The 19,279-nt window shown below is 70.0% G+C and carries 17 protein-coding genes; 4 read left to right on the top strand and 13 right to left on the bottom strand.

What is annotated here, in order from left to right; translation table 11 throughout:
* Nucleotides 1–155 precede the first annotated feature (155 nt).
* Nucleotides 156–1,496: an APC family permease gene (locus IEZ21_RS31665; RefSeq protein ID WP_189325296.1), complete on the top strand. Its 1,341-nt coding sequence runs from the start codon at nucleotides 156–158 to the stop codon at nucleotides 1,494–1,496.
* Between the two features lie 337 nt (nucleotides 1,497–1,833).
* On the opposite strand, the gene IEZ21_RS31660 is transcribed toward IEZ21_RS31665, so the two are convergent.
* The 13 genes from IEZ21_RS31660 to IEZ21_RS31600 all read right to left on the bottom strand — a co-directional run bounded on the left by IEZ21_RS31660 (nucleotide 1,834) and on the right by IEZ21_RS31600 (nucleotide 14,521).
* Complete coding sequence (locus IEZ21_RS31660) at nucleotides 1,834–2,967, bottom strand: barstar family protein (RefSeq protein ID WP_189325295.1); 1,134 nt, start codon at nucleotides 2,965–2,967, stop codon at nucleotides 1,834–1,836.
* Between the two features lie 12 nt (nucleotides 2,968–2,979).
* A complete protein-coding gene (locus IEZ21_RS31655) occupies nucleotides 2,980–3,378 on the bottom strand; it encodes a YccF domain-containing protein (RefSeq protein ID WP_189325294.1) in 399 nt (132 codons plus the stop codon).
* A complete protein-coding gene (htpX, locus tag IEZ21_RS31650; RefSeq protein ID WP_033319598.1) occupies nucleotides 3,375–4,238 on the bottom strand; it encodes a zinc metalloprotease HtpX in 864 nt (287 codons plus the stop codon). The genes IEZ21_RS31655 and htpX overlap by 4 nt, the downstream gene beginning before the upstream one ends.
* A 259-nt stretch (nucleotides 4,239–4,497) precedes the next feature.
* Nucleotides 4,498–6,021, bottom strand: coding sequence for an NADH-quinone oxidoreductase subunit N (locus tag IEZ21_RS31645; RefSeq protein ID WP_189325293.1), 1,524 nt, complete (start codon nucleotides 6,019–6,021; stop codon nucleotides 4,498–4,500).
* Nucleotides 6,018–7,592, bottom strand: a complete 1,575-nt coding sequence (locus tag IEZ21_RS31640) for an NADH-quinone oxidoreductase subunit M (RefSeq protein ID WP_189325292.1) — start codon at nucleotides 7,590–7,592, stop codon at nucleotides 6,018–6,020. Before IEZ21_RS31640 ends, IEZ21_RS31645 begins: the two co-directional genes overlap by 4 nt.
* A gap of 6 nt (nucleotides 7,593–7,598) precedes the next feature.
* A complete protein-coding gene (locus IEZ21_RS31635; RefSeq protein WP_189325291.1) occupies nucleotides 7,599–9,590 on the bottom strand; it encodes an NADH-quinone oxidoreductase subunit 5 family protein in 1,992 nt (663 codons plus the stop codon).
* A complete protein-coding gene (gene nuoK / locus IEZ21_RS31630) occupies nucleotides 9,587–9,991 on the bottom strand; it encodes an NADH-quinone oxidoreductase subunit NuoK (protein WP_189325290.1) in 405 nt (134 codons plus the stop codon). Before nuoK ends, IEZ21_RS31635 begins: the two co-directional genes overlap by 4 nt.
* Entirely contained in the window at nucleotides 9,991–10,665 is a 675-nt protein-coding gene (locus IEZ21_RS31625) for an NADH-quinone oxidoreductase subunit J family protein (RefSeq protein WP_189325289.1), read from the bottom strand. The genes nuoK and IEZ21_RS31625 overlap by 1 nt, the downstream gene beginning before the upstream one ends.
* Nucleotides 10,662–11,276: a NuoI/complex I 23 kDa subunit family protein gene (locus IEZ21_RS31620; RefSeq protein ID WP_189325288.1), complete on the bottom strand. Its 615-nt coding sequence runs from the start codon at nucleotides 11,274–11,276 to the stop codon at nucleotides 10,662–10,664. The genes IEZ21_RS31625 and IEZ21_RS31620 overlap by 4 nt, the downstream gene beginning before the upstream one ends.
* Nucleotides 11,277–11,278: 2 nt before the next feature.
* Nucleotides 11,279–12,247, bottom strand: coding sequence for a complex I subunit 1/NuoH family protein (locus IEZ21_RS31615; RefSeq protein ID WP_033319593.1), 969 nt, complete (start codon nucleotides 12,245–12,247; stop codon nucleotides 11,279–11,281).
* Nucleotides 12,244–13,461 (bottom strand): NADH-quinone oxidoreductase subunit C, encoded by a 1,218-nt coding sequence (locus IEZ21_RS31610; protein WP_189325287.1) that lies wholly within the window; start codon nucleotides 13,459–13,461, stop codon nucleotides 12,244–12,246. Before IEZ21_RS31610 ends, IEZ21_RS31615 begins: the two co-directional genes overlap by 4 nt.
* The gene (locus tag IEZ21_RS31605) at nucleotides 13,458–14,108 is read right to left on the bottom strand and encodes an NADH-quinone oxidoreductase subunit B (protein WP_189325286.1); all 651 of its coding nucleotides are present in this window, start codon (nucleotides 14,106–14,108) and stop codon (nucleotides 13,458–13,460) included. Before IEZ21_RS31605 ends, IEZ21_RS31610 begins: the two co-directional genes overlap by 4 nt.
* A complete protein-coding gene (locus IEZ21_RS31600) occupies nucleotides 14,099–14,521 on the bottom strand; it encodes an NADH-quinone oxidoreductase subunit A (RefSeq protein ID WP_033319590.1) in 423 nt (140 codons plus the stop codon). Before IEZ21_RS31600 ends, IEZ21_RS31605 begins: the two co-directional genes overlap by 10 nt.
* A 323-nt stretch (nucleotides 14,522–14,844) precedes the next feature.
* On the opposite strand from IEZ21_RS31600, the gene IEZ21_RS31595 reads away from it, so the two are divergent.
* From IEZ21_RS31595 to IEZ21_RS31585, 3 genes are all read left to right on the top strand, one after another.
* On the top strand, nucleotides 14,845–16,041 hold the full coding sequence (locus IEZ21_RS31595) for a sensor histidine kinase (RefSeq protein ID WP_189325285.1): 1,197 nt from the start codon (nucleotides 14,845–14,847) through the stop codon (nucleotides 16,039–16,041).
* A gap of 298 nt (nucleotides 16,042–16,339) precedes the next feature.
* Nucleotides 16,340–17,707, top strand: coding sequence for a sensor histidine kinase (locus tag IEZ21_RS31590; protein WP_189325284.1), 1,368 nt, complete (start codon nucleotides 16,340–16,342; stop codon nucleotides 17,705–17,707).
* A 501-nt stretch (nucleotides 17,708–18,208) separates the two neighbouring features.
* A complete protein-coding gene (locus tag IEZ21_RS31585; protein WP_281399628.1) occupies nucleotides 18,209–18,868 on the top strand; it encodes a response regulator transcription factor in 660 nt (219 codons plus the stop codon).
* Nucleotides 18,869–19,279: the final 411 nt, after the last annotated feature.

The raw sequence follows: 19,279 nt of genomic DNA, 5'->3' as shown, positions 1-19,279 counted from the left end.
GTGATCTTGCTCCCGCCAGGCTGTGTTCATGCCGCTCATGTGCTGCTGTTCGCGGCTTCGCCTGTGCTGCGGTTCTTGCCGTTGTTCGTGTGTTGTTGCTGGGGAGGACGCCCGTGCGGCGTCGGCCGGTTGCACTGATCAGTAGGGTGCGGCTCATGACACAGTCCGGTTCTGGCCGCCCCGGCTCGTCGCCGTCCGGTCCGGGTGCCTCCCGTGCGGGGCAGCCCGGCTCGCCGCAGCCCGAGGCGGGGCTGCGGAGGACGCTCGGCGTCGGCGACGCCGTGGTCATCGGCCTCGGGTCGATGGTCGGCGCCGGGATCTTCGCCGCCCTCGGGCCCGCGGCACATGCGGCCGGGTCCGGGTTGCTCCTCGGCCTGAGCATCGCCGCCGTCGTCGCGTACTGCAACGCGATGTCGTCGGCGCGCCTCGCCGCCCTGTACCCCGCCTCGGGCGGGACGTATGTGTACGGGCGGGAGCGGCTCGGGGAGTTCTGGGGCTATCTGGCGGGCTGGTCGTTCGTCGTCGGCAAGACCTCCTCGTGTGCGGCGATGGCGCTCACCGTGGGCGCGTACGTGTGGCCAGGGCAGGCGCACGCGGTGGCGGTCGGGGCCGTGGTGGCGCTGACCGTCGTGAACTACGGCGGTGTGCAGAAGTCTGCTTGGCTGACGCGGGCGATCATGGCGGTGGTTCTCGCGGTACTCGCTTCCGTGGTGGTCGTGTGTCTCTCCTCCGGGGACGCCGACGCCGGGCGGCTCGACGTGGGGGTCTCCGGGGGCGCGGGTGGTGTGCTTCAGGCGGCCGGCCTGCTGTTCTTCGCCTTCGCCGGCTACGCGCGGATCGCGACGCTCGGCGAGGAGGTACGGGATCCGGCGCGCACCATTCCGCGCGCGATCCCTCTGGCGCTGGGCATCGCGCTGCTGGTGTACGCGGCTGTGGCGGTGGCTGTCCTTTCCGTGCTGGGGTCGGGCGGGCTCGGGCAGGCGACGGCGCCGCTGGCGGACGCGGTACGAGCGGCCGGTGTGCCAGGGCTCGTCCCGGTCGTACGCGTCGGTGCCGCCGTGGCGGCGCTCGGCTCACTCCTCGCGCTGATCCTGGGGGTGTCGCGGACGACGCTGGCCATGGCCCGCGACCGGCATCTCCCGGGCACGCTTGCCGCCGTGCATCCGCGCTTCCAGGTGCCTCATCGGGCGGAGCTGGCCGTCGGCGCGGTGGTCGCCACGCTGGCCGCGACGGTGGATGTGCGAGGGGCTATCGGCTTCTCCTCCTTCGGTGTGCTCGTGTACTACGCGATCGCCAATGCCTCGGCTTGGACGCTCCGTTCGGACTTCGTGGCGCGTGTCGGGCCGGCGGTGGGGGCAGTCGGGTGCGTCACGCTGGCGTTCGCCTTGCCGGGGGTGTCGGTGGTTGTGGGCGTGGGTGTGCTGGGTGTGGGGGCAGCTGCGTATGGAGGGCGGAAGTGGCTGGCCTCGCGCCGGCGCGGGCGGGACTCTGGCTAGCGCGGGTCGGCTGAGCGTACGAAGGGCGGCGCGTGGCGCTCGTCGTACGAGCGAACAGGCGGCGGGCGGCAGGGCAGCACTTGCCGTCGGCCGAGCGCAGGCTTGTCCTGACCCTGGCAGGACGAACGACGCCCGGAGTAGATGCCTTGCAGCGCACACTACGGAGGTGCGTTCGCGGGCTCGGGGAGTGAAGGTCGGCGCCAGGGCCTTGAGTTGCGGGCCTCAGCGGCGACACTTGTCATCAATTGCTCGATCTCGGTCATGGGTTCATGATGCAGGGCGCCACTGACAATCGGGCGGGCTGTGGATAACCGGGCTGTGGACGAGTGGTGCCGAGCTAGGCGAGACGGACGTCGATGCCTTTGGCCGCAAGGAATTCGAGGAGTTCCTCGAAGGTCCAAGGCCGGTTGTCGATACGCGGCGTGAGGCCGAGGCAGATGCGGGCGACCTCCGCGTCGTGCCAGACCAGCTTGAAGGGCCACCCGGCTCCCCAGCCGCCGCAGAGGCAGTCGGCCAGTGCGTCGAGACTCCAGCCGAAGTAACCCCCGGGTCCGTTCACCGCCTCGCCGAGCGCGCAGAAGAAGCCGGGCTCGTCGGTGATGTGACGGCCGTCGAGGTGGTATGTGCCGCCGGGCGCAGCGTCGGGTTTGTGCGCGACGTGATTGTCCCGCACCGTGTCGAGCCAGTAGCGGCGTCCCTCCGTACCGCACCGCGACCAGGAGTTGGGCAGAGCCGGGCGTCCGTCGTCCCACAGCTCCCAGACCTCCTGGGCCGCGGTCGGCGGCCGCTCGGACCAGGGTTCCAGCGTGAGGTCCACCAGGCCGCGGCCGGATGGGATCCAGGCGATGAGCTCGCCCTCGACGGCGGTCTGAACGGCGCGGCCGGATGCGTCGAGGCGGATCAGCTTGGCGTGTCCCAGGTCCTCTTCGCCCGCGTCGAGCGCCGTACGCAGGGCTCCTTGCGGGGAACAGCCGAGTAGCCGCACGGACGGTTCGACCAGGTCCGGCCGACTGTTCTCGACGTACGCCAGGTCCCGGCAGCTGCCCCGTGCCTCGTCCTCCGCGCCGAGCAGCCGGTAGCCCGGGGAGAGCGGCGGGCATTGCGGATAGTCGAACGAGTTGTGCGGGGACTGGCGCGCCTCGATCGTGATGTCGAGCAGTGACATGTCACGCGCGCACAGGCGGTCACTGAGAACACGTACGTCCTCCAGACACCACTCGTCGACCCGCTCGCCCTTCTTGTCGAGGATCTGCAGAGCGAGGAAGCCGAGCGGTGCCGAGCCATCGGCACGCGCACATGCCAGGGCGGTACTCAACGCCCCTTCGGGCGCGCAGCCCAGCAATTCGTACGTCCCGCGCGCGGGGGGACGCGGATCACCGAAGAGGTTCCCGGCGTCCGCACACAGGGCCCAGATCTCGTCGTCCTCGGCCTCGACGTCGTAGGCCGCCAAGGCGTACTTCGGCTGCCGCACCCCCGCGCCGCTCTACCAGCGCGACGTTGCGAACGGCTGGTCCGTACGCACGATTTCGCGCCCCAGGGGGACCAGTGAAACCGGGATCAGCTTGAAGTTGGCGATCCCCAGGGGGATGCCGATGATCGTGACGCACTGGAGGACACCGGTGACGATGTGGGTGAGGGCGAGCCACCAGCCCGCGAGGATCAGCCACAGGATGTTGCCGACGAAAGAGGCCGCGCCCGCGCCAGGACGCTCGACCGTCGTATGTCCGAACGGCCACAGGGCGTACACGCCGATACGGAACGCCGCGATGCCAAACGGGATGCCGATGATCGTTATGCACAGCAGCACGCCCGCGAACAAGTAGCCGAGGAACAGCCAGAAGCCGCTCAGTACGAACCATATGACGTTCAGGATTGTCTTCACTGGTGGTGACCTGCCATCTGCTCGAGCCGGGCAATGCGCTCCGCCATCGGCGGATGCGTGGAGAACATCCTGGACATCCCCTGGCCCGGACGGAAGGGATTCGCGATCATCATGTGGCTTGCGGTCTCGATGCGAGGCTCGGGGGGCAGCGGAAGCTGCTTCGTACCCGCTTCGAGCTTGCGCAGGGCGCTCGCGAGGGCCAGCGGGTCACCGGTGAGCTGGGCGCCGGACGCGTCGGCCTCGTACTCCCGGGAGCGGCTGATGGCGAGCTGGATCAGGGACGCGGCGAGCGGGCCCAGGATGATGATCATCAGCATCCCTAGAAGTCCGGGGCCCTCGTCGTCGTCGGAGCGGCCGATCGGGATCAGCCAGGCGAAGTTGACCAGGAACATGATCACGGAGGCGAGGGCGCCGGCGACCGACGAGATCAGGATGTCGCGGTTGTAGACGTGGCTCAACTCGTGGCTGATGACGCCGCGCAACTCACGCTCGTTCAGGATCCGCAGGATGCCGTCGGTGCAGCACACGGCCGCGTTGCGCGGGTTGCGGCCCGTCGCGAAAGCGTTGGGTGCCTCGGTCGGTGAGATGTACAGGCGGGGCATGGGCTGGCGGGCCTGCGTGGAGAGTTCGCGCACCATCCGGTAGAGGGCCGGGGCCTCGAACTCGCTCACCGGGCGTGCGCGCATCGCGCGTAGCGCCAACTTGTCGCTGTTCCAGTACGCGTACGCGTTCGTGCCGATCGCGATGAGCAGCGCGACGACAAGGCCCATACGCCCGAAGAAGCTGCCGATGACGATGATGAGTGCGGACAGTCCCCCGAGGAGTACGGCGGTCCTGAGCCCGTTGTGCCGGCGGTGCACGGTACGCCCTCCAAGTTGTGCCGCAGGGGAACCCTTTGCTTGCTGATCTCTGTCACTGATTCCGTGCTTCCACGGTCCAGTGGACCCTCCCTTACTGGTCAACGCCAGGCGGGAAGCCCTAGTTCCCTTGTGCGCGCGGCTGCGCGGGTGGGCCGTCCGGGTGAGTGCGGCAATGCCTGGCACGCGCGCGTGCGGTTCGGGTGCCCCACGCGCGCGTGCCGGATGCCGTCAGCGGCTCAGAAGGGGCGCGTGTCGCGGCTCAGAAGAGGCCGGTGTCCGAGAAGCGCAGGACCAGCTGGGGTGCTCCGGAGAGGGCGACTCCCAGGACCGCGGTCAGTGCGATCGCGGCGGTCAGCGGGGCCGGGACGCGGTGCTTTTCGGGTTCCCCTTCGGGGGCACGGAACAGGAGCGTCGTCCACTGGAGGTAATAGAAGAGTGCGATCACGACGTTGACGGCCATGACCACGGCGAGCCAGCCAAGGCCCGCGTCCACGGCCGCCGAGAAGACGGTGACCTTGGCGAAGAGGCCGATGATGCCCGGCGGCAGGCCCGCGAGGCAGAGCAGGAAGAAGCCCAGGATCAGCGCGGAGAGAGGGCGCGAGGCGTACAAACCGCGGTAGTCGCTGATGCGGTTGAGCGGCTTCGTGCGGGCCACGAGGGCGGCCACGGCGAAGGCGCCGAGGTTCACGGCGGCGTACATCAGGGCGTACGCGACGGTGGAGCCGATGGCCTTCTCGGCGTCCTGGGAGTACGCGGCGGCGGCGATCGGCACGAGGAGGTAGCCGGCCTGGCCGACCGAGGACCAGGCGAGCAGCCGTACCGCGCTGTACGCACGCGTGGACTGCTGCCGCAGGGCACCGACGTTGCCGATCGTCATGGTGAGAGCGGCCAGGGCGGCGAGTGCCGGTCCCCAGACGTCGGCGTACGACGGGAGGGCGATCACTGTGACGAGGATCAGCCCGGAGAAGCCGACCGCCTTGCCGACGACCGACAAGTAGGCGGCTACCGGCAAAGGTGCCCCTACGTAGGTGTCGGGCACCCAGAAGTGGAAGGGCACGGCGGCCGTCTTGAAAGCGAAGCCGACGAGGGTGAGGACGACGCCCGCCTGGGCGAGCGTGTGGAGTTGTCCGTCGACGTTCTGGATCTCGTTGGCGATCTCGGTGAGGTACAGGGTGCCGGTGGAGGCGTAGACGAAGCTGACGCCCATGAGGCTCACGGCGGTCGCGGTGACCGAGGACAGGAAGAACTTCAGGGCCGCTTCGGAGGACTTTCTGTCGCCGCGTTTGATACCGACGAGGGCGAAGGCAGGCAGTGAGGCGACTTCCAGGGCGACGATCAGGGTCGCCATGTCGCGGGAGGCGGGCAGCAGGGCGGCGCCGGCAGCCGAGGAGAGCAGCAGGAACCAGAACTCCCCTTCGGGGAGTTCCCTGTTGGCATCCTTCAGGGCGGTGACGGAGAGAAGGGCTGCCAGGAGGGCTCCGCCGAGGACGAGGAACTGGATGACGAGCGTGAACCGGTCCGCCGTGTAGCTGCAGACGTTCGCGTCACCGGTCAGGCAGAAGGTGGAGCGGTCGCCGTCCAGGAGGGGCAGCAGCATCAGCGTGGACGCGGCGAGTCCGGCGACTGAGAGCCAGCCGAGCAGCGCCTTCTTGGCGTCGCCCACGAAGAGGTCGACGACGAGCACCACGAGGCCGACGACCGCCGCGATGGTGGGCGGCGCGATCGCGAGCCAGTCGACGGACTGGACCACGGACTCGGCCAGAGGTTGGGCCAGGGAGCTCATCGGGTGCCTCCTGCGAGGAGCTGCTGCACGGCCGGGTCGGTCAGACCGAGGAGAGCCTTGGGCCAGAGTCCGGCAAGGACAGTGAGGGCGACGAGCGGGGTCCAGGCGGCGAACTCGTACGTCTGGATGTCGGCGAGCCCGGGGCTGTTCTGCGGAGCGACGCCCATGCAGACGCGGCGTACCACGATGAGCATGTACGCGGCGGTGAGCAGGGTGCCGAACGCGGCGATCGCCATGAAGGTCAGGAACGCGGGCCGGCTGAGGTCGTCGGCGGGATCGAACGCGCCGAACAGCGCCAGCATTTCGCCCCAGAACCCGGCGAGGCCCGGCAGCCCGAGCGAGGCGACGGCAGCGAAGGCGAGCAGGCCGCCCAGGCGCGGGGCCTTGCCGTAGAGGGCGGCGCCGGTCTTCTCCGCGAGCGTGTCGAGGTCGGTCGTGCCCGTACGGTCCTTGAGCGCGCCGACCAGGAAGAACAGCAGGCCGGTGATGAGGCCGTGGGCGATGTTGGCGAACAGCGCGCCGTTCACGCCGGTCGGGGTCATCGTCGCGATGCCGAGGAGTACGAAGCCCATGTGGCCGACGGAGGAGTACGCGATGAGGCGCTTGAGGTCGCCCTTCGCACCCTGCTTGGCGAGGGCGAGGCAGGCGAGGGATCCGTAGATGATCCCGACGACGGCGAAGGCGGCGAGGTAGGGCGCGAAGGTGCGGAAGCCGTCGGGTGTGATCGGCAGCAGAATTCGTACGAACCCGTACGTACCCATCTTCAACAGGACACCGGCCAGCAGGACGGAGCCGACGGTCGGCGCGGCGGTGTGGGCGTCCGGCAGCCAGCTGTGCAGCGGCCACATCGGCGTCTTGACCGCGAGCCCGATTCCGATCGCCAAAACGGCGATGACCTGCACGGATGTGGTCAGCGACCGGCCGTTGTCAGTGGCGAGTGCCATCATGTCGAATGTGCCGGACTTGAGCCCGACGAGGAGCAGGCCCAGCAGCATGACGACGGAACCGAGCAGTGTGTAGAGGATGAACTTCCAGGCGGCGGCCTGCCGTTCCTCACCGCCCCAGCGGGCGATGAGGAAGTACATCGGGATGAGCACCATCTCGAACGCAAGGAAGAAGAGCAGAAGGTCGAGGACGGCGAAGGTCGCGAGGGTGCCGGACTCGAGGACGAGCAGCAGTGCGACAAAGGCCTTCGGGGTCGGGCCCGAAGGCATCTTGAAGTAGGAGTACAGCGCGCACAGGAAGGTCAGCAGCGCGGTCAGGACCAGAAGGGGGAGGGAAATGCCGTCGGTGCCGAGGTGGACCCGCACGTCGAGTGCGGGGATCCAGCTGATGTCCGTCGTGGCCTGCATCTTCGACGGCTGGTCGTGGTCGAAGCCGAGCGTGAGGACGATCGCGGCGATGAGCACGGCGCCGGTGACGGTGACGCCGTGGCGCAGCACGGCCTGCTCGGGGGACTTTCCCTTCAGCCCGGGCGGGGCCGGGAGGAGAGCGGCGGCGGCGCCGAGGAGCGGGCCGACGACGATGAACGCCAGAAGGAACTGCATCACGGACTCGTTGATATCGACCACGCCTGCTCACGCTCCCGTGGCGACTAGGAGGGCGGCGACCGCCAGGACGACGGTGCCGGCGAGCAGCGCGCTCACATAGGTCTGCACATTGCCGGTCTGGGCGCGCCGGACGGCCGCGCCGAGCAGGCGGGGCAGGGCGCCCGCGCCGCGTACGTAGGCATCGACGACCTCACGGTCGAGGAACCGGACGAGTGTCGCTCCGGCCTGGACCGGGCGGACGAAGAGGGCCGCGTAGACGGCGTCGAGGTGGAAGCCGACGGCAGCGTGGCGGTGCAGTGGTCCCAGGAGCAGGCGTCCGGGGTCCGCCGGGTCGGGCGCGGAGGCCACATCTCCGTACGCGGGCGCGTGGCTGGCGATGGCTTCGGCCTCGACGAGTCCGGCGTCGCCCTCGGGGTGGGCCGCGACTGCACCCAGCGGGACGCGGGCCGCGAGCGCGGTGGTGTGCCGCCAGGCGCCGTACGTGACGATGCCGCCGACGAGGGCGACTCCCGTACCGAGTACGGAGGTGGCGAGGGTCGGGGTCAGGTCGTGCCCGTCGAACCAGTCGGGCAGCAGGCCAGTGGTGAGCCCGAAGGCGAGCGACGGGACGGCGAGGACCCACAGCACGGCGTTCATGGCGAGGGGCTGCCTGCCGTGGTCGGGGGCCTCGGCGCCATGGCCGCGGAAGGCGAGCAGCCACAGGCGCATCGCGTACGCGGCGGTGAGCAGGGCCGTGACCAGGCCGGCGACGAGGACGATCCAGCCAGCGGCGCCGGGGATGTCCTCGGCGTGACCGGTGGCGGCGTGCTCCGCGGCGCCCAGGACGGCTTCCTTGGAGAAGAAGCCGCTGAAGGGAGGGATCGCGGCGAGGGCGAGGAGCGCCACGGTCATCGTCCAGTAGGCGTCGGGGACCCGGGCGCGCAGGTCCTTCATGCGGGACATGGTGGCCAGCGAGTTGGTGCCGGCGGCGTGGATGATCACGCCCGCGGCGAGGAACAGCAGCGCCTTGAAGGCGCCGTGGGAGAGGAGGTGGAAGACGGCGGCACCGCGGTCGCCGACGGCAAGGGCGCCGGTCATGTAGCCGAGCTGGCCGATTGTCGAGTACGCGAGGACACGCTTGATGTCGTCCTGGGCGAGTGCGGCGAGCGCCGAACCGGCCATCGTGACGGCCGCCATGACGGCGAGGACGAGCAGCGCGGCCGAGGAGGCGGCGAAGACCGGAAGGAGCCGGGCGATGAAATAGACACCGGCGGCGACCATCGTCGCGGCGTGGATCAGCGCGGAGACGGGTGTGGGGCCCGCCATCGCGTCGGGCAGCCAGGTGTGCAGCGGGAACTGCGCCGACTTGCCCGCCACACCGGCGAGGAGCAGTAGGGCGATCAGCGTCGGATGGTCGAGTCCGCCGCTCGCGACCGTGCCGAGGACGGTCCTGATGCGGAAGGAACCGGCGTCGGCGGCGAGCGCGAACAGACCGATCAGAAAGGGGACATCGCCGAGCTTGGTGACCAGGAAGGCCTTCAGGGAGGCGGCGCGTGCTTCCGGGGTCTCCCAGTAGTGGCCGACGAGGAAGTACGAGCAGATGCCCATGATCTCCCAGCCGACCAGGAGCACCATCAGGTCGCCGGAGTAGACGACGAGCAGCATCGCGGAGGTGAAGAGGGAGACGAGAGCGGCGTACGAGGGGTAGCGCGGGTCGTCGCGCAGGTAGCCCGTCGAATAGATCTGCACGCAGGAGGCGACGACGCCGACCAGGACGGCGACGAGGGCGGCGAAGCCGTCGATGTGCAGGGCGAGTTCGATGGGGACCGAGCCGGTCGGGGTGAGCTCGGTGGCGGCGTCGACGGCCTGGTCGCCGCCCTGGCGTACGGCGACGAGGACGGCGAGCGCCAGGGAGAGCACCGAGGGCAGGACGGCGAGGGGCCGTACGAAACCGGGGGCGGTGCGGCCCAGAAACAGGCCGGCCGCGGCGCCCAGGAACGGAAGGAGGGGGACGAGGACGGCGAGGGTGGTCGTGGTCACGCGGTGGCCTCAGCCTTCTCGGCCGTCGTGGACGCGGCGGATTCGTGGGCGTCGTGGCCGTCGTCGCTGTCATCGCCGTCGTCGGTCTCGGCGGTGTCGCGGAGCTTGTCGATGTCCGAGGTGCCGCGGTTGCGGTAGACGGCGAGGACGATCGCCAGGCCGATGCCGATCTCGGCGGCCGCGATGGCGATGGTGAACAGGGTCAGGGCCTGGCCGGAGTGCAGGGTGTCCTGGGCGGTCTTGCTGAGCCAGACGTCGAAGGCGACCAGGTTGAGGTTGACGGCGTTGAGCATCAGCTCGACAGACATCAGGACCAGGATCGCGTTGCGGCGCGCGAGGACTCCGTACAGGCCCGTGCAGAAGAGGAGGGCGGAGAGCACGGCGGGATAGGCGAGATGCATCAGCGGGCGCCTTCCTTGCCCTGGCGCGAGGGCTGCTCGTCGGAGGTGGCCGGGTCCGTACCCGCGGGCTGCTTGCCCAGGGCCGTACTGCCCGTGGGCCGGTTGGCGGCGGCCTTGCGGGAGAGAACGATCGCGCCGACCAGGGCGGCGAGCAGCAGGACCGAGAGGGCTTCGAAGGGGAGCACCCAGTTCTGGAAGAGGCTCGCGCCGGTGACAGCCGTGGAGCCGGCGGCAGCGCCGTCCAGGTCGATCCAGGTCGTCCGAAAGGCGTCGACGACGACCCAGACGAGGGCGGTGGCCGCGGCGATCGCGACGGTCAGGGCGGCCCAGCGGTTGCCGGAGTCGGCGTCCGGGGACCGGCCGATGGGGGCCTTGGTGAGCATCAGACCGAAGAGGAGGAGTACGACGACGGAACCGACGTAGATGAGAACCTGCACCCAGGCGATGAACTCGGCGGTGAGCAGGAGGTATTCGACGGCGAGGCCGCCGAGCGTCACGACCAGCCACAGGGCGGCATGGACGAGTTGCTTGGTGGTGACGGTCACGACGGCCGCGCCGAGGGTGACAAGGCCGACGAGGAGGAAGGCGATCTCGACGCCGGTCGGGGAGAGGAAGCCGTTGGTTTCGGCAGCGGTGGTCGTCGCCGGTGATGCGGCGACGGCGGCGAGGCTCACGCTTCTCCCTCCTGCGGCGCGGTCGGCTCCGCCTGGGCTGCCTGTTCGTCCGCTTGAGCTGCCTGCTCGGCGGCGAGCTTGTCGGCGGTTTTGCGGGCGGCGGTGAGTTCCTTGGGTTCCTCGGCGGAGGAGTCGAGGGCGGGTGGGGCCGGGACGGTCCACATCCACTCGCGGAGCTTGTCGCGTTCGTGGGTGAGTTCGTGGATGTCGGTCTCCGCGTACTCGAACTCCGGGGACCAGAACAGCGCGTCGAAAGGACACACCTCGATGCAGATACCGCAGTACATGCACAGGGCGAAGTCGATGGCGAAGCGGTCGAGGACGTTACGGCTGCGCTCGCGGCCTCCGGGGGCGGCGGGCGGGACCGTCTCCTTGTGGGAGTCGATGTAGATGCACCAGTCCGGGCACTCGCGGGCGCACAGCATGCAGACCGTGCAGTTCTCCTCGAAGAGGCCGATGACGCCGCGGCTGCGGGGCGGGAGTTCGGGCTGGGCGTCCGGGTACTGCGCGGTGTGCGCGCGCTTCGTCATCGCGCGCAGGGTGACGGCCAGGCCCTTGGCGAGGCCGCTGCCGGGGACACGGGACCGAGTGGGCGGGAGGGACTCAGCCATGGCTACTGGATCACCACCTTGACGATGCCGGTGAGGGCGATCTGGGCGAGGGAGAGGGGGACGAGGAGGGTCCAGGAGAGTTTCTGGAGCTGGTCCTCGCGGAGACGGGGATAGGTGACGCGGAGCCAGATCACGAGGAAGGCGAGGACCGCGGTCTTCAGCAGGGTCCAGACCCAGCCGAGACCGTCGGCACCCCACGGGCCGTGCCAGCCGCCCAGGAAAAGGACGGTGGTCAGGCCGCACAGGACGATGATTCCGGCGTACTCGGCGAGGAGGAAGAGAGCGAAACGCAGGCCGGTGTACTCGGTGTACGCGCCGAAGATGATCTCCGAGTCTGCGACGGGCATGTCGAAGGGAGGGCGCTGGAGTTCGGCGAGGCCGGCCACGAAGAAGACGAGCGCGCCGACGATCTGCCAGGGCAGCCACCACCACTCGAAGGCGTCGAGGATGCCGGGGAGTGAGACCGTGCCCGCGGCCATCGCGACCGAGGCCGCGGTGAGGAGCATCGGGAGTTCGTATGCGAGGAGCTGGGCGGCGGTGCGGAGGCCGCCGAGGAGGGAGAACTTGTTGGCCGAGGCCCAGCCCGCCATGAGTGAGCCGAGGACGCCCACGCCCATCACGGCGAGGACGAAGAAGATGCCCGCGTCGATGACCTCGCCGACGGCTCCTTCGCCAGGACCGATGGGGATGGCGAGGAGGACGAGGAGGTACGGGAGGAGGGCGACGGCGGGGGCCAGCTGGAAGATGCGGCGGTCCGCACCCGCGGGGACCACGTCTTCCTTCTGGGCGAACTTCACGCCGTCCGCGACGAGTTGGGCCCAGCCGTGGAAGCCGCCCGCGTACATGGGGCCGAGGCGGCCCTGCATATGGGCCATCACCTTGTGCTCCGTCTGGCCGACGATCAGCGGGAAAGTGAGGAACACGACGAAGACGATCAGGAGTCGCAGGGCGACGTCGAGCACGTCGTTCACTGCGGGCCTCCTGGGGGGTTGTCGTCGGTGGGGCTTTGGGCTTCGGGGACCTCGGAGGGTTTCGCCTGCGCCTCCTTGGGTTCGTCGGGTGCGTTGGATTCGTCGTCCGGTTGCCGCTCGGGCGAGGTTCGCTCCACAGCGGGCGACTCCTCAGTGGGCGACTCCCCCGTGGGCGGCTTCTGATCGGCGTCGTCGAAGGCGGGGCGCGCGTGGTGCCAGGGGGCGTCCGCACTGCGGGCGCGCGCCGGGCGGGTGGGCTGCTCGCCTCCGGGCTGCTGCTCACCTCCGGCTTCATCGGCCAGGGCAGCAGCGGACGCCTCGCGCTGCGACGCCGAGCCCTCGCCGGCACTGCGGGCGCGACGCGGCGCCACGGGCGGCGTTTCGGCGCCCGAAGCCGAGGCCGGAGGAGCACCCGCCGGGCCCGCCTCCGCCCCCTCCGTGCGCTGTGTCGCCGAGCCCTCGCTCACGCTGCGCGCCCGGCGCCCCGCAGGCCTGCCCTCCGCCGCCGCGCCCGTATCCGGCCCCGCAGCGGGCGTACCAGAGGCCGGGGCCTGGCTCGCCGAGCCCTCCCCTGCTGTGCGAGTCCGCCGGGCCGGGCGTTCGCCCGCCGCCCGAGCCGCGCCGCGGGCCGGGCGGGCCGGAGCAGGCGGGAGCTGACCTTTCAGAGGACCCCACTCGTTCGGGTCCGGGACACCCGGTGGAAGCATCTGCCGCCGCTTCGGACCGCCGTGCTCCGACTCCCCCGGTTCCTTCGCGCCGGGCCAGGCCTTGGCGACGCGGGCCGCCAGGACGAAGTCCTTGCGCAGCGGGTGCCCCTCGAAGCCCTCCGGGAGGAGCAGCGGCGCCAGCCCGGGGTGGCCTTCGAAGGTGACGCCGAACATCTCGTGGGTCTCGCGTTCGTGCCAGGCGGCGCCCGCGTAGACGTCGACGGCGGTAGGGAGTACGGGGGCGTCGTGCGGGACGGTCGTACGTACGAGAAGGCGGCGCACCGGAGCGAGTGCGACCACGTGGGCCGAGACGCGGAACCCGGTGCCGGGTTCGTCGACGGCGCTCAGCCAGTCGAAGTACGTGCAGCCCAGCTCGCCGCGCGCGGTCTCAAGGGCGGAGATCCAGGCGGCGGGCGGCACGTCGACGGTCAGGAGCTCGTACGACTCCTCGGCCGTGGCCTCCGTACCGAAGAGCTCCTCCACAGGGGCGGGCAGCCAGCCGGTCACCGCTCGCCCTCCTCCCCGGCCGGAACCGGCGGCTTCACCAGCCCGCTCTGCAGCGCGCCCGCGGAAGGCCGGGCGCCGGCGGGCCCGTACCGGTCAGACCCGTAATCGGACCCGTACCGTTCCCCCAGCGACTCCCGGGCGATCTTCTCCTGAAGCTTGAGGATGCCCTGAAGCAGCGCTTCGGGCCGGGGCGGGCACCCGGGGACGTACACATCGACCGGGATGATCTGGTCGACGCCCTTGGTCACGGAGTACGAGTCCCAGTAGGGCCCGCCGCAGTTGGAGCAGGCGCCGAAGGAGATGACGTACTTGGGCTCGGGCATCTGTTCGTACAGTCGCTTCACCGCGGGCGCCATCTTGTCCGTCACCGTCCCCGACACCACCATCAGGTCGGCCTGACGGGGCCCCGGAGCGAACGGAATCACCCCCAGGCGGATGAAGTCGTGCCGGGCCATGGAGGCGGCGATGAACTCGATGGCGCAGCAGGCGAGGCCGAAGTTGAAGACCCAAAGGCTGTAGCGGCGGCCCCAGTTCAGGACCACCTTCATCGGCTCGGGGGCGAGACGCGCGAGCGCACCCAGGCGCTTCGGCTCCGGCAGCAGCACAGGCCCCGGCTCGGACACGGGATCGGGCTGGGTCACGTCCATGTGAGGACGCCCTTCTTGTATGCGTACAGCAGTCCCACGGCCAGGAAGCCGAGGAAGATGAACATCTCCACGAGTGTCGTCGCCCCGTAGCCCGGCGCGGCGAAGACCGTCGCCCAGGGGAAGAGGAAGATCGAGTCGACGGCGAAGATCACGTAGAGGAAGGCGTAGACGTAGTAGCGGACCTGGGTATGGGCCCAGCCCTCACCGACAGGGTCGACTCCGCACTCGTACGTCAGGAGTTTCTCGGGTGTCGGGACGACGGGCCGCAGCAGACGCCCGGCTCCGAAGGCGACGGCGACGAACAGTACGCCGACCACGGCGAGCAGTCCGACGACCGAGTAGGACTGGAAGTAGTCCGCCGCGGCCGTGATCCCGGCGGTCCCGGTCCCCGCGCCCCTGGTCGCTTCCGGCACGTCCGCCCCTCGCTCCCTGACCTCGTATGACCTCGTGCGCGCCTTGTTGTGCGCCGTGCGATGCGCCGTGCTCGACGATCTGTACGCACCGGAGTCTAGGCCCTGCTAAAGAAACGGTAAGCAGCCCGTCACGCCTTGGCATGCGTGGAGGTCGCCGACAAGCGCCGGGCAGGAACCCCGGCAGACTCCCATGAGCATCCCGGCAGGCACCCGCAGGTGTTCAGGGGCGCCCCGAGGGCGGACCCAGGGGTGGGGTTTTCCCCAGGGCATCCCGGCGGTCCACCTCATGGCGCTCCGGCACGCGGCCCGGCACGCTAGCCGTTATGACCGAACGCATCATCGCCACCGACACCCGGGACGTCGGCGACCGGCTGCCACCCGCGCGCTTCGCCTACGACCGGCACACCTGGAAAGAGATCGCGCATCTCCTGGCGAACCTGCCGGTGTCGCTGATCGGTTTCACTTATGTGGTGACGGTGTTGTCCACCGGCGCCTTCCTGAGCCTGACGGTGATCGGTCTTCCGCTGCTCGCGGGCGGGCTGATGGGCGCGCGGCTGCTGGGCCAGCTGGAGCGGGGCCGGGCCAGGGCACTGCTCGGGGTACGGGTGGACGAGCCGAGTCCGCTTCCGTTCCGTGGCCGGAGCGGGTTCCTCTCCAGGCTGTGGATGGCGCTGAGGGACCCGGTCGGCTGGCGGACGGTGCTGTACGACTTCATGCGGTTGCCCTGGGGCATCCTCACCTTCACCATCACGCTGACCTCGCTGTTCGTGCTGTGGCCGGTGCTGCCGTTCATCGCGCGCGGGCTCGCCAACGCGGACCGGGCGATGGTCCGCGGGCTGCTGTCGCCCTCCGACGAACTGGAGCGGCGTGTAGCCGAGCTGGAGTCGGACCGGGGGGTGGTCGTCGACACGGCCGCGGCCGACCTGCGGCGTATCGAGCGGGATCTGCACGACGGGGCACAGGCGCGCCTCGTCAACCTCGCGATGGGGCTCGGTCTGGCCAAGGAGAAGCTCCTGGAGGACCCCGACACCGCGGCATCGATGGTCGAAGAGGCGCACGGCGAGGTGAAGCTGGCGCTCCAGGAACTGCGCGACCTGGCCCGGGGGATCCATCCCGCCGTCCTCACCGACCGCGGACTCGACGCCGCCCTGTCCGCGGTGGCCTCCCGCTGCACGGTCCCCGTCAAGGTGACGGCCGACCTGCCGATGCGCCCCGCCGCAGCCATCGAGGGCATCGCGTACTTCACGGTCTCCGAGCTCCTCCAGAACGTCAGCAAGCACAGCGGGGCGCGGTCCGCCTCCGTCGACGTCTGGCGCTCGGACAACCGCCTGCTCATACAGGTCTGGGACGACGGCCGCGGCGGCGCCTCCCTCGACGGCGGCACGGGAATGGCGGGCCTCGCGGACCGGCTCGGCGCGGTCGACGGCCTGTTCGTCATCGAGTCCCCGGTAGGCGGCCCGACGACGATCACCGCGGAACTCCCGTGGCGGGACCGGACGGAGGAGCCGGCGCGAGGGTAGGCGTACGGCTGCGGGTCGTACGGCCCTTCCTCTCGTACGCCCCTTCCGTACGGCCTTTCCTGGCGTACAGCTACTTGTCCCGGCCGTACTGCGCCCCATGTCACCCCGCCGCGATCCGAGCCGCCGGCCCACCACTTGCACCACCCCGCGTACTCCCGAGGCGGCCCAGAGGTAGGGAAAACCCCCGCCTCAAGACGCCGACGTACTCCATGGTCCGCGGACCTGGCACCGAGCAGTGTGGAACTACGACAGCGGACAACCAGGCCGAGTTGGAACCGAGCAGAAACGGACGGCGACCATGGCGACGGAGTACGGACAGGGATACGGGCGTGACAGTGGGCCCGGATTCCTCGGGGAGGGCGTCGAGGGGCGGCGGAACCGGCTCCCGGCCGCGCTGCGGGCGCCGATCGAGGCGCGTAGCTGGAAAGAGTTCGGCTATCTGATGCTGAGCCTGCCGGTCGGCATCCTGATGTTCACCTTCGCCGTGACGATGGTGTCGCTGGGCGCGGGCCTGCTGATCACGTTCCTCGGCATTCCGGTGCTCGCAGCGGCGCTCGCGGGCTGCCGCGGGTTCGGCGCGCTGGAGCGAGCGCGGGCGCGCGGACTGCTGGGTCTGGAGGTCGCGGCACCGGAGCCGTTGCGGGTCCGGAAGCAGGGCGCGATGGCGTGGATGGGCGCGATGCTCAAGAGCGGGGCGTCCTGGCGGCATCTGCTGTACGCGGTGCTGCACTTCCCGTGGGCCGTGTTCGCGTTCGCGGTGGCGATCAACTTCTGGGCGTACGGCTGGGCAATGCTGACGTATCCGCTGTGGTTCTGGCTCTTTCCGGTGTACGGCGGTCAGGGCGGGCTTCAGCTCTACGGGGACGAAGCGCACCGGATCTACCTGGACAACCCCTTCGAGATCACTGTGACCGCGATGCTGGGGCTGCTGCTCACGATGGCCACACCATGGATCGTGCGGGCGCTGACGCTGGTGGACCGGCTTCTGGTGCACGGGCTGCTCGGGCCTTCGCGGCTGGCGACGCGGGTCGTGGAGCTGGAGTCGGACCGCGGTGTCGTCATCGACACGGCCGCGGCCGACCTGCGGCGTATCGAGCGGGATCTGCACGACGGGGCGCAGGCGCGGCTGGTGGCGTTGGCCATGGATCTGGGGCTGGCCAAGGAGAAGCTGACGGAGGATCCAGAAGCGGCGGCGCGGATGGTGGGCGAGGCGCACGGTGAGGTGAAGACGGCGCTCCAGGAACTGCGGGACCTGGCCCGGGGCATCCATCCCGCCGTTCTCACCGACCGCGGGCTCGATGCCGCCCTGTCCGCGGTGGCCTCGCGCTGCACGGTGCCGGTTCAGGTCGAGGTGGACCTACCGTCCCGGCCGGCGCCCGCCATCGAGGGCATCGCGTACTTCACCGTCTCCGAGCTCCTCCAGAACGTCAGCAAGCACTCCCGGGCGACCCGGGCCTACGTCGACGTCTGGCGCGTCGACAACCGCCTCATGCTCCAGGTCGTCGACAACGGCATCGGCGGCGCGGACGCCTCCGGCGGTTCTGGCCTCGCTGGTCTCGCCGAACGTCTCGACGCGGTCGACGGCATCCTCGTCGTCGACTCCCCGGCCGCCGGCCCGACCCGCATCACAGCGGAGCTGCCCTGGCGGGTTGCCTCCGGCGGTTGAGCAGGGGCGCCTACCCAAAGGGCGGGTTCGGTTCATGGGCGGCTGCGGGCCCATCGTGGCTGGTCGCGCAGTTCCCCGCGCCCCTGAAAGCAAAAGCCTGCGGCTACCCGCGGCCCGAAGATCCCGGCGCCCCGAACAAGCCCGCGCCCCGAGGAGCCAGCGCCTCGGGGGAAAGCCCGCACCCCCGACGACCCGCAGCTTCCCTCCGGCGGGAGGGGGCGTGGGCCGGTGCGTCGTATGCCCGTCGCTTAGGTTCTGTCTCGGAGAACCAGGACCGTGTACCCGGCCAGGGCCGTATGCCCGCCCTGCGACGGGCTGACGCACCGGCCCACGACCCCGACCCACCCACGCACCCCAGGGGCGCGGGGAACGGCGCGACCAGCCACAACGCACCCGCAGACAAAAAACGAACCCACCCCGCCCAACCGCCGGAGGTGAAATGCTGGACCCCTACGCGCAAGCCTGCGCCAGGCTGGGGGAGCCAAGATCGTGGAGGACAGGGTGCAAGTGGTCATCGCCGAGGATTCAGTGCTGCTCAGGGAGGGACTGACCCGGCTGCTGACCGACCGCGGGCACGAAGTGGTCGCCGGGGTAGGCGACGGCGAGGCGCTGATCAAGACCATCACCGAACTGGCAGCCCAAGGCACACTGCCGGACGTCGTCGTCGCGGACGTACGCATGCCGCCCACCCACACCGACGAGGGCGTCAAGGCCGCGGTGCAACTGCGCAAACACCACCCGGGACTCGGCGTACTCGTGTTGTCGCAGTATGTGGAAGAGCAGTACGCCACAGAACTCCTCGCCGGTTCCAGCCACGGCGTCGGCTACCTGCTCAAGGACCGGGTAGCCGAGGTACGTGAGTTTGTGGACGCGGTGGTACGAGTGGCCCGGGGCGGCACGGCGCTCGACCCGGAGGTGGTGGCCCAGCTGCTCGGCCGCAGCCGTAAACAGGACGTACTCGCGGGACTCACCCCCCGCGAGAGAGAGGTCCTGGGACTTATGGCCGAGGGCCGGACCAACTCCGCAATCGCCCGGCAGCTGGTCGTCAGCGACGGCGCCGTGGAGAAGCACGTCAGCAACATCTTCCTGAAGCTCGGCCTGTCCCAGAGCGACGGCGACCACCGACGCGTACTGGCGGTCCTGACCTACCTGAACTCATGATCGGGTCCCACCCGAGCTCGTGATCCGGCCTGCCCGAACTCATGAAGAACCAAAGGACCAGCCGGGAGCGTCCTCAGAGAAGGGGCCAGAGGGTGGAAAAGTCGTGGCAATTCGGGGCGTCACACCGTCTCAAGGTGGTGTCCATCATGCGAATGGCCGAGGGAAGGCGACCCTTACAGACGTAGGGTTGAAGATGGGAAGGCTTGCGGGAAGGCCGCTCCCAGACAGCCGCCTCGAGGGAGGTCCAGTTCAGTGACCAGCCAGGTCAGTCCAACCGAACAGGCCGACGGAACCGTCGTAGGAGAACAGCGCAAACCGGCGGGCGCGGGCGCGAAGGACGTGCGCCGCCTCGACCGGGTGATCATCCGGTTCGCGGGTGACTCGGGTGACGGCATGCAGCTCACCGGCGAC

Origin of the sequence: Streptomyces flaveus, from assembly GCF_014647675.1 — a bacterium.
Classification (GTDB): domain Bacteria; phylum Actinomycetota; class Actinomycetes; order Streptomycetales; family Streptomycetaceae; genus Streptomyces; species Streptomyces flaveus.
Note: the sequence above shows the minus strand (reverse complement) of the source record. Positions and strands in the feature narration are given on the sequence as shown.